Annotated in this window: 2 protein-coding genes; both read right to left on the reverse strand. The window is 52.5% G+C overall.

What is annotated here, in order from left to right; translation table 11 throughout:
- The coding region (locus ABEW34_RS31540) for an amino acid adenylation domain-containing protein (RefSeq protein ID WP_430165723.1) at nt 1-8,014 on the reverse strand (8,014 nt) is incomplete at its 3' end.
- Nucleotides 8,015-8,083: 69 nt separating this feature from the next.
- Nucleotides 8,084-10,689: condensation domain-containing protein (locus tag ABEW34_RS31545; protein ID WP_430165726.1), on the reverse strand; the 2,606-nt coding region annotated here is incomplete at its 5' end.

A 10,689-nucleotide genomic window follows, 5' to 3' on the forward strand; every position in this document is an offset into this window, starting at 1 on the left:
TGTCCGCTGGTTCTTCATTCTGCTCTTCGGCCGTCAGATCCAGCGCCGTTCCGTCGAACGTCTGTCTCTCCATCAGCCCCCGGTGCGTTAGCACCAGCTTCGTTCCGCTGTCACGCAGCATGTAGGCGATCCGCTCTGCCGGGTATTCCGGGTCGATCGGCATATACGCCGCTCCCGACTTCAGGATGCCGAGCATCCCCGCTATCATGTCCGGTGAGCGCTCCATCAAAATGCCGACAATCGCATCCGGCGCCGCTCCCCGCCAACGAAGCGCGTGCGCAATCCGGTTCGCCCGCTCGTTCAGCTCGCGGTATGTCCACATCTCCTCCCGCCAGACGACCGCCGGCCGATCAGGCACACGCTTCGCCTGCTGTTCAAAATGCTGATGGACCATGGATTCGGTCGGGTGGGCGATGCTTGTATCGTTGAACATCCGCAGCAGCTGCTCCCGCTCTTGCTCCGTCACGATATCGGCTTCGCTCAACCGCAGCTCCGGGCGTTGCACGATCTGTTCCAGCAGGCGGACGAAATGCCCCGCCATGCGCTCAACCGTGCTCCGCTTGAACAGCGCTGTGCTGTATTCCAGATCAAGAAACAGCTCGCCATTTTCGCTTTCGCTGACACTTAACGTGAGATCGAACTTGGAAGTATTGCCGCCGCCGTCCTTTTCCGTCATACGATGGTTCCCCAGACGATACTCGTCATCTTGCCGTTGTTGATAAGTAAGAACCGTATCGAACAAAGGATTACGGCTCATGTCACGGCGCAATTGAGCCTTCTCAAGAAGGTTCTGCAAGGCATACTCCTGATGCGTATGAGCGGATATGATCCGTTCCTTGACTTGCTGCGCAAATGCATGGAACGATTGCTCCTTCCCTGGGAACAAGCGAAGAGGCAATACATTAGCGAACATGCCGACGACCCCATCCAATGAAGGATGCTTCCTGCCTGTGGTCGGCGTCCCAATAACCATGTCATCCTGACCGGAATAAAGAGAGACTAGCCAAGTATAAGCACTCATATACAGGTTGAATGGCGTCATCTGCCATTGCGAACTGAGCATCCGAATGTTCAATCCGATGTGACTATCCACGCGCAAAGACACTCGACTTCCCTCAAACTTCTGGACCAATGGCCTTGGGTAATCCGTTGGCAGCTGCAGCAGCGGAACTTCTTCTTGGAACATCTCAAGCCAGTAACGCTCGGACAGCGCCCACGCTTCCGTCTGCGCGTATTGCTGCTGCCAAACACTGAAATCCTTATATTGCAGCGCAAGAGGCGACAGTTCCCGGCACTCGTACAATGCGCGGAGCTCTCGAAGCAGTACACCTACTGAAACGCCGTCTGACACAATATGATGGATGTCGATCATTAGAACCTGTCCGCCGCCAGTCTCATGGAACAGCACGGCACGGATCAGCGGCGCATGCCCCAGATCGAACGGTTTTATCAAATTGACATCCGCCATGCTTTCACCGCTGCGGATGGTTATATTCTGAATAGTGAATTCCACACGCTCACAAATTTGCTGAACGAGCTCCCCTTCTACCATTCGGAAAATGGTGCGCAACGACTCATGTCGGTCAATGAGCTGTTGAAAGCTATGCTGGAGCCGAGCGAAATCCAATGCGGTTTCGCTCCTCAGCCATATCGGCATATTGTAAGCAACATTGTCTTTGTCCAGCTCATGAACGAAATAAATACGTTTCTGCGCATACGAAGCAGGATATTCCTTACGGAAATCCGCAGGCTCAATGACAAACGCTAGCTCATCTGTTCCAGCTTCAATTACCGCCGCCAAATCCCGGATTACAGGTCGCCGGAATATGTCGCTCAGTGATATCGTCATTTGAAACTCGGTGCGAATACGGGATAACAATAAACTGGCCTTAAGAGAATGGCCTCCTAGTGCAAAGAAGTCTGCATTTCTGCCCACCGTCTCCAGACCAAACAGTTCGCCAAACATTTGGGACAAGCGTTTTTCAACTGACGTGATCGGCACTTCATACGCCTTCGATGCCGCTTCCGAGAAATCCGGCATAGGCAGCTTTTTACGATCGACTTTCCCGTTAGGTGTAAGCGGCAATTGGTCCATTGGCCTAAAATGATCGGGTATCATATAGCTTGGCAAAGAACAGGCTAATTGCTCGCGAAGCTCGGCAGTTGACCATGGTCCGGCTGCAACGAAGTAGGCACATATACAAGGCTGTCCGCTGTCATCGTTCTGCGTCACTACGATCGCTTCTTTCACCGCCTCACAGGCAAGCAGACGATCCGTAATTTCGCCGAGCTCGATGCGGAACCCGCGAATTTTGACCATATGATCGATTCTTTCCATAAATTCGATATCCCCGCTCGGGAGCAGCTTCACCCTGTCTCCCGTCCGGTATAGACGCTCGCCCGGCACAAACGGATGAGGGACGAACTTCTCGGCAGTAAGTACCGGATTGTTCAGGTATCCTTGCGATAAGCCATCACCCGATAAATATAGCTCGCCCGGCACGCCAATGGGACTCAGCTGTCGGTCGGGACTCAAAACATAAGCACCCGTGTTCGCAATCGGACGTCCTATTGGAACTGTTGCCGCCGTTTCCTCTATTTCATTAATAGGGTGGAACGTAGCAAAGACCGTTGATTCGGTCGGACCATATACATGGATCAGCTTATTGGCCCCTATACTGGACAACGCTTGGCGAACGTGCCGTACCGATACTTTCTCCCCTCCGAACAAAATCCGGCGCACATTCCGCAAAGCGTCGGCATTAATATCGACAAGGGTGTTGAACAGCGCAGTCGTTATAAAAAATACGGTGATTTGCTCTCGATGAATACATTCGGATAACGCCTCGATATCTAATAACGTTTCCTTCGTTAAGAGCCTCAGCTGCGCACCGTTCAACAGAGCACCGAATATATCAAATAAAGAACCGTCAAATACATAATTGGACAGTTGAAGCATTCGGTCTTCCGGCTGAATCGCGATATAATTTGTATTCATGACGACACGGCTAATGCTGTAATGAGCGGTCAAGATTCCTTTCGGCCGCCCGGTTGATCCGGAAGTATACATCACGCATGCCACATCTTCCGTTGTGCAGCCCGGCTCCAGATTGGTTTCCGGGAATCGGACAAGCTCAAGGTCGCGCCAAACGCACGTTTCCCCAGCAAACGCAAATTCGTCACTTACGCTCCCGTCCGTAATTAGCAGCCTGGCGTGACTGTCATGAAGCATATATTCAATACGGTCAGACGGATAATCAGGGTCGATTGGGAGATAAGCCCCTCCCGCCTTCAACACCCCGAGAATGGCGATAATCATGTCGACAGAGCGATTGAACAGCAGGCTGACAACTGTATTGGCCCCAATCCCCTTCTCGCGCAAAAGGCAGGCGAACCGGTTAGCTTGCTCATTAAGCTCTTGGTACGTCAATGTCCGATCCTCGAATGCTAAAGCGGGACAGTCCGGTGATCGTTCCGTCTGGGCTTCGAACAGTTGGGATAATGTCCGGCTCTTCGGATAACTAGTCCCCGTATCGTTCCACGCATGAAGGAGCGTGTGCTGCTCCGGCTCCGTCAATAACGGGTACTCGCTGATCGGCAAATTCGGGTTCCGAGCAATGTTCCGAAGCAGCTCCGTGAAATAGCGGCTCATACGCTGCACCGTATCATGCGAAAACAGGCTGGTCGCAAATTCCATTTCGAACAGCAAGCCGTCGTCGGTTTCTATCGCAGCCAACAGCAAATCGAATTTGGCAATATTCATCTCATAAGGATACGGCGATAAAGACAATCCCTCGATATCCATTTTCTCTATACCCATGTTTTGCAAAGTGAACATCGTGTCGAATAACGGGTTTCGGCTGACATCGCGCTCCAGCTCAAGCTTCGCAATCAATTGTTCGAGTGGATATGCTTGGTTCTCGAAGGCTTGCAGCGTATTCATCTTGATATCCTGAAGAAACTCTGCAAACCTTGTGGAGCGCGCCGGGTTAATGCGAAGCGGCAGCGTATTCACGAACATCCCCATCATTGATTCCAGCTCAATCTGCAGCCTCCCGGCTATCGGAGTCCCGACCACAATGTCCGTTTGTCCGGTATATCGGCATAGGAATACATGATAGGCGGCAAGCAGCGTCATGAACATCGTCGTACCTTGCTGCTTGCAGAGCAGCTCCAATTGCTCAACTACGCTGCGCTCAAGCAGGAATGAGAGACGGTCGCCTTCAAAGTTTTTCGCAGCCGGTCTCGGATAGTCCGCGGGCAGTTCAAGCGTAGGAATATTGCCGTCAAATCGCGACAGCCAGTACTCCTCCTGTTTCATCATCGCTTCCGAATTTGAGCGCTCCTGCTGCCATACGGCGTAGTCCTTGTATTGAATTCTCGACTGTTCCAACGATGCTCCGGCATATATCGCTTTAAGCTCTTTCATGAACAAATTAATCGAGACTCCATCCGATACGATATGGTGAAAATCGAGCATAAGTACGAACTCTTCATCGGGAAGCCGCAGCACCTCTGCCCGCATTAACGGAGCCTGCTGCAAATTAAAAGGCTTTATAAACTGCTGTACATATGAACGAACGTTCTCCGCTTGCATATCAATCAGCTCAACTTGCAAGTCAACCTGCTGATGAACTCGCTGAACCACCTCGTCGTCAACGGTATAGAAAGAAGTGCGAAGCGCCTCGTGCCTCTCCACAAGAGCACACAGAGCCTGGCTTATTCGCTCGAAGTCAAGCGAGCCGCGAATGTGCGTCATGCATGGCAAATTATAAGTCGTCCCCGATTCGTGGAACTGGTTCATAATATACAGCCTCTTCTGAGCGGAAGAAGCCGGGTATACCTTACGTTCGTCTGCAATCGGAATACTCTGCTTATCGGACCCGGAATCGTTCATTATTCGCTTGGCGAGACCTTCAATCGTAGGATATTGGAACACCTCCCGCAGAAGAAGCTCAACCTGTAATTCCGCCTGTATCCGGGATACAAGCATCGTCACTTTCAACGAATGGCCTCCGCGCTGAAAAAAATTGTCGACGACGCCGATCCCCCGGACACCGAGTATTTCTTCCCAAATGCCGACCAAAGCCGCTTCTACGGTGTTGCGCGGCGCTATGTAAGGAGCCTCGCTCAATTGCGCAAAATCTGGCCGCGGCAGCGCTGCCTTATCTACTTTGCCGTTCGCATTCAACGCTAGCTGCTCAAGCTTGCAAAAATAAGAAGGTACCATATAATCGGGCAGTTCTGTCTCCAGATGTACCCGGAGCTGGGACGTAGAGACCGGACGCTGCACGGTGTAGTAGGCGCATAGGAAGTGTGCTCCTTGATCATTTTCTTGCAGGGCAACGACTGTCGCATCCTGTATGAACGGATGCTCCCGCAAACGAGCGGCGATCTCTCCCGGCTCAATGCGGAAGCCGCGGATTTTGACCTGCTGGTCGATCCGCCCAATATACTCGATGTTGCCGTCCTCCAGCAGTCGGACTAGGTCCCCTGTCCGGTACAGCTTCTCGCCAGGCGCATACGGATGGTCCACGAACTTCTCCGCCGTCAACTCCGGCTGGTTCAAATATCCCTTCGCCAGTCCCGCTCCCGACAGGCACAGCTCCCCAGGCACGCCCCGCGGTTGTATCCGCAGGCTGCTGTCCAGCACGTAAGCCTCCGTATTCGAGATCGGCTTGCCAATCGGCACTGTTGCCGCGCTTTCTTCTATTGCTGCAACAGGATACGCCGTCGCGAATACAGTGCTTTCCGTCGGACCATATACATGAATCAGCTTGCTTGCTCCCATAACCTTCAGCGCCTGCCTCACATGCGGAACCGATACTTTCTCGCCTCCGAACAGCACCTTCCGAACGCCGGCCAGGCACGACGGGTCCACATCCGCCAGCACGTTGAACAGCGCCGTCGTGATGAAAAACACGGTAATGCCCTGCTCGCGGATCACGCTCGTCAGCTTGCGCATGTCCAGCAGCGCTTCCTGCTCCAGCAGCACCAAGGTCGCACCGTTCAGCAGCGCGCCATAAATATCGAAGGTCGAGCCATCGAACGCGTAGTTGGACAACTGGAGCAGCTTGTCCTCCTCTGTTAGCTCGATGTAGTTCGTCGCTTTCACGACACGGCTAATGTTCGCATGTTTCGTCAACGTCCCCTTCGGCTTGCCTGTGGAGCCGGACGTGTAGATGACACAGGCTACGTCCTCCGAGCCGTTCACCGGCTCCGGATTCGTATCCAGCGAGCCGTCATCTGCCATAGCTTCCTCTATCGTAATCAGCGAGATATCCTGCTTCACGCGATCCGCCAGATGCTGCCGGCTCACCAGCCAAGCGGCTCCGCTGTCCGTCAGCATGTACCGAATTCGCTCCTCCGGATACTCAGGATCGATCGGCAAGTACGCTCCGCCGGCCTTCAGCACCGCCAGCAGCGAGACGATCATCTCCGGCGACCTGTCGCTCAACACCCCGACGATTGTGTTCGCCCTGACCCCGCGCTCTCGCAAGCGATGAGCCGCCCGGTTGGCCATCGTATTGAGCTCCCCGTAGCTTAGCTCCCTTCCCTCGAAGACAAGGGCCGTCTTCCTGGCATTCCGCTGCACCTGCTCCTCGAACAGTTCCGCCAGCGTCCGCTCTTTCCCATAATCAGTCCGCGTTTGCGTCAGCTGCTCCAGCTGGTCGCTGATTTCCGAGGCTCCGGTAACATTTAGCTCCTGCAGTGCAACAGAAGGGTTATCGGCAACCTGATGAAGCAGGTTACGAAAATGCGATAGTATGCGGTGCATGAAAGGAGCATCATATACCGCTTTGTTAAACATAAATTTAAATACAAGCTCCTGTTTTGGCACGATCATCAGATTAAAGTCATAGTTGGATTGTTCGAACGTCTCGACATTCTGGACGACAAAGGGGAGATTATTTCCTATCGATGCTGTTCCATCAAAGGATGCTGCCCCGAAGTTCTGGTAAGTGACAATCGTTTTAAGCAAATTGCCCTGCAGCGGACTTCCCGCCTGAATTTCGGCCAATGAAAGGTAAGCGTGGCGTTCCGACAAAAGCGAATCTTCCTGCAGCTGGCGCGCAATGGAAGCCAGGCTGCTGCTGGAGTCGGCCTTCACCCGAACGGGGACGGTATTAATAAAGAGCCCCACCATTTTCTCAATTCCGGCAATCTCGGACGGACGTCCGGATACAACCGCCCCGAAGACAACGTCGTCCGTACGGTTATAACGCTGTAATAATACGCCCCATAGCGCTTGAAATAGACAGTTGGAAGTCACTTGAAACGTTTTTGCCAATTCATAAAAAGCTTCCGTACTGCTTTCATCAAGGGATAGCAGCAATTCGGCATTTTCATAAGTTCCTGCCGCAGAAGGTCTTCTCGAAGGGAGCGTTGCTGTCTGTTCATATCCGCTCAAATAGGAATTCCAATACAGTTGCGCCTCATCCTGGTCCCATCGCTTGAGCCATTGAATGTATTGGCTGTAAGGCATAGCCTTCTCCATCTGAACAGGGAGTCCTTGCTCGAAACACCTGTATACATCAAACAACTCACCTAAAACGATCGAGGTACACCAGCCATCCATCAGTATATGGTGGTAACTCCATACAATCTCGTATTGGTCCTCTCTGGTCCTAAAAACAGCGAACCGCATCAGAACATCCTTGGATAAGCTGAAGCCTCTCTTCCGTTCCTCCCATGCATATCTCCGAATATGCTGCTGTGCCAGTTCTACGGACAAATGGCGAATATCTTCGTGATGAACGTTGATTGCAAGCTGCTTCAGTACGACCTGGCGCGGTTTTTGCACTTTCTGATGAATAAATATCGTGCGGAATATATCATATCGATCTACGATAAACTGGACGCTTTTCTCAAACTGCTCCACATGAAAGTCGCCAGTCAGCCGGATCGTAATTTGCTCAAAATAAGTACCGTTGTTGTCAAGCAAACTATGAAACAACATCCCTTCCTGCATGGAGGACAAGGGATAAATTTTGTCGATCTCTTTCTTGTTCACGAAGTTCCTCCCACATTCGGCTGGCAGCATGGAAAGAGGCAGTAGTCTCTTTCCATGCCTGTTGCCGGATTAAATCAAGTCAATTAATTCCCCGATGGCATCAAGCTCTTCCAGCGTCAGCTCTGCATCTCCGTAATCGCTTGGTGTCAAATCCGTTGTTGAACGGGCCATGCAATGCTTCACGCAGTCCAGCAAATGCTTTTTATAGGATTCGATTAAGCTTATCATCGTAGACTTGCGGAACTGATGCGGTGAATACGTCAGATGTATACGCAATTGCTTGTCCTGCACAACCCCCGTAAAATCGAGCAATTGCGATCGCTCCGTCGCCATTGCAGCTCCGGTTGGCATCATTGAGAAATCAAACTCGCCAAGTGAAACCGATTCAAACTGCCCTAAATAGTTAAAGCTTATTTTAGGACGCATGCCGCCGGCAATGCTCGCGATTCGCTCCTTATCCGTAAGATGGGACAGAAGGCCGTAGCCAATGCCTTTATTCGGAACGTTCCGGAGCATCTCTTTCATTGATTTGATCTGGTAACCCAAGTCCCCGGAGACCGACAAGTCCAGATGAACCGGAAACATTGAAGTGAACCATCCGACAGTCCGGTTCATATCCATCGGGCCGAAAAGTTCTTCGCGACCGTGCCCTTCCATTTGAACAAGCATATGCGATTGTCCGGTCCACTCCTGAATCGTGAGCCCTAACGCCGACAGCATCAGATCATTTATTTCAGTATGGTACGCGTGATGCGTGCCATTGAGTAAGTCAAACGTCTCCGTCTCCGTCAAAAGCGCTGTTACGCTTTCAGCCTCGAGCCACTCATTGCGATCCGTATCAAAGTCCCGAGGAAGCGCATGCGCCGGCCGATTGTGTAACGCCTCCCAATAAGGAAGCTCCTTTAACAACTTCGGGCTGTTGGCGTAATCGTGCAAATAGTTAGACCATGCCTGATAGGAATTCGTTTTGTCCGGCAATGGGACTACCAGTTCTCCGTGCGCCAGCAGGTCTCGGTAAATATGAGCCAAATCCTCCAGCAAGATTCTCCACGATACGCCATCCACGACAAGGTGGTGGATAACAAGCAGAAGATGATCCCCTTCTGCCGTCTGGAACAACCCCGCCTTGACCAGCGGCCCATTCTCCACATCAATGCCCCGGTGCATTTCCGCAGCTAGCTTCGCAATGGCATCGATTGGACTGCTCCGATCAATCATGTCGTACACATCCAGCGAATATAGCTTGCCTTCGATCGCTCGATTAACTTGCGCAACACCCTCTTGCTGCTGTTCGAAGCTCATACGCAGTGCATCGTGATGCTCCACAAGCTTGTCTAATGTCCGTCGCAGCAGTTCTGGAAGGAACCTTTTCTTACGATACAGCATCATGGCCTGGTTCCAGTGATTCCTATTGCGGAAGCCCTGTTCAAAGAACCATGCTTGAATCGGTGTCAGCGGTATCGGACCTGAGACGATTCCCTGATCAACATTGTTGACGGTTAGTTTAATGAACCCGCTAAGCTGTTCAATCGTGAGCTGCTGGAACAGGTCTTTAATTTCCATCTTTAAGCCTGAGCTGTTTAATCGGGCCGCAATTTGAATCGCTTTAATCGAATCGCCGCCGAGCTCGAAGAAATTATCGCGGATGCCTACGGATTCCCGCCCGAGAACGTCCTGCCAAGACTGAACCAATAACGCTTCTATCTCATTGCGAGGAGGCAAATAAGGTTCGAGGTCCGTCAAGACTTCGTTCGGCTCAGGAAGAGCGAGCTCGTTGATTTTGCCGTTGGCGGTAACCGGCATTCTCTCGATAGCGACCATATGCCGCGGAATCATATAGTCCGGCAGCGTCTGGGCCAGCCAGTTGCGCAGCTCGGCTGCGCTCCATTCCTGCCGCGCTGCAATATAGGCTACCAGCTGTTTTTCTCCTCCAGCCTGCTCCTTCGCTACCACCGCCGCCTCGTCTACCGTATCATGCTCCAGCAGCCGCTGCGCAATCTCGCCCGGTTCAATCCGGTAGCCCCGTATCTTGATCTGGCTGTCGATCCTTCCCATATACGCTATATTGCCGTCCTCCAGCCACTTGGCCAGATCGCCCGTCCGATACATCCTTCCCCCCGCCTCGAACGGATTGTCGATAAACTTCTCGGCCGTCAGCTCCTCACGGTTCAAGTAGCCTTGCGCCAGTCCGTCTCCCGCCAGGCACAGCTCACCGGGCACCCCAATCGGTTGAAGCCCGCCTGTACGGCCGACGATATATGCCCTCACATTGTCAATCGGCCTGCCGATCGGTAAGTTCCACTCCAGCTTCTCCACTGGACTGCTGGTCGCGACTACCGTATTTTCCGTCGGGCCATAGTTGTTCACCAGCCGGTAATTCCGCTTCCGGTACGTCTTCAGCTTGTCCCCGCCCGTCAGCAGCACCCGAAGCGAGCGATTCTCCAGTTCCATGAACTGCTCGCAAAATTGCGTCGGAAGGAAGCTGATCGTAATGCCATTGCGTTCGTAGTACGCATTCAATTCCCGGGCGTCCATGCGTATCTCGTCATGAATGACATAGAGCGATGCGCCCGCGATCAGATAAGGAAATACCTCCCATACCGATGCGTCGAACCCGAAGCCCGCGAACTTGGTACTGCGATCCGCTTCCGTCAGCTCAAATGCCCGGTTGTGCC

The organism is Paenibacillus algorifonticola (genome assembly GCF_050481745.1).
GTDB lineage: Bacteria > Bacillota > Bacilli > Paenibacillales > Paenibacillaceae > Pristimantibacillus > Pristimantibacillus algorifonticola_A.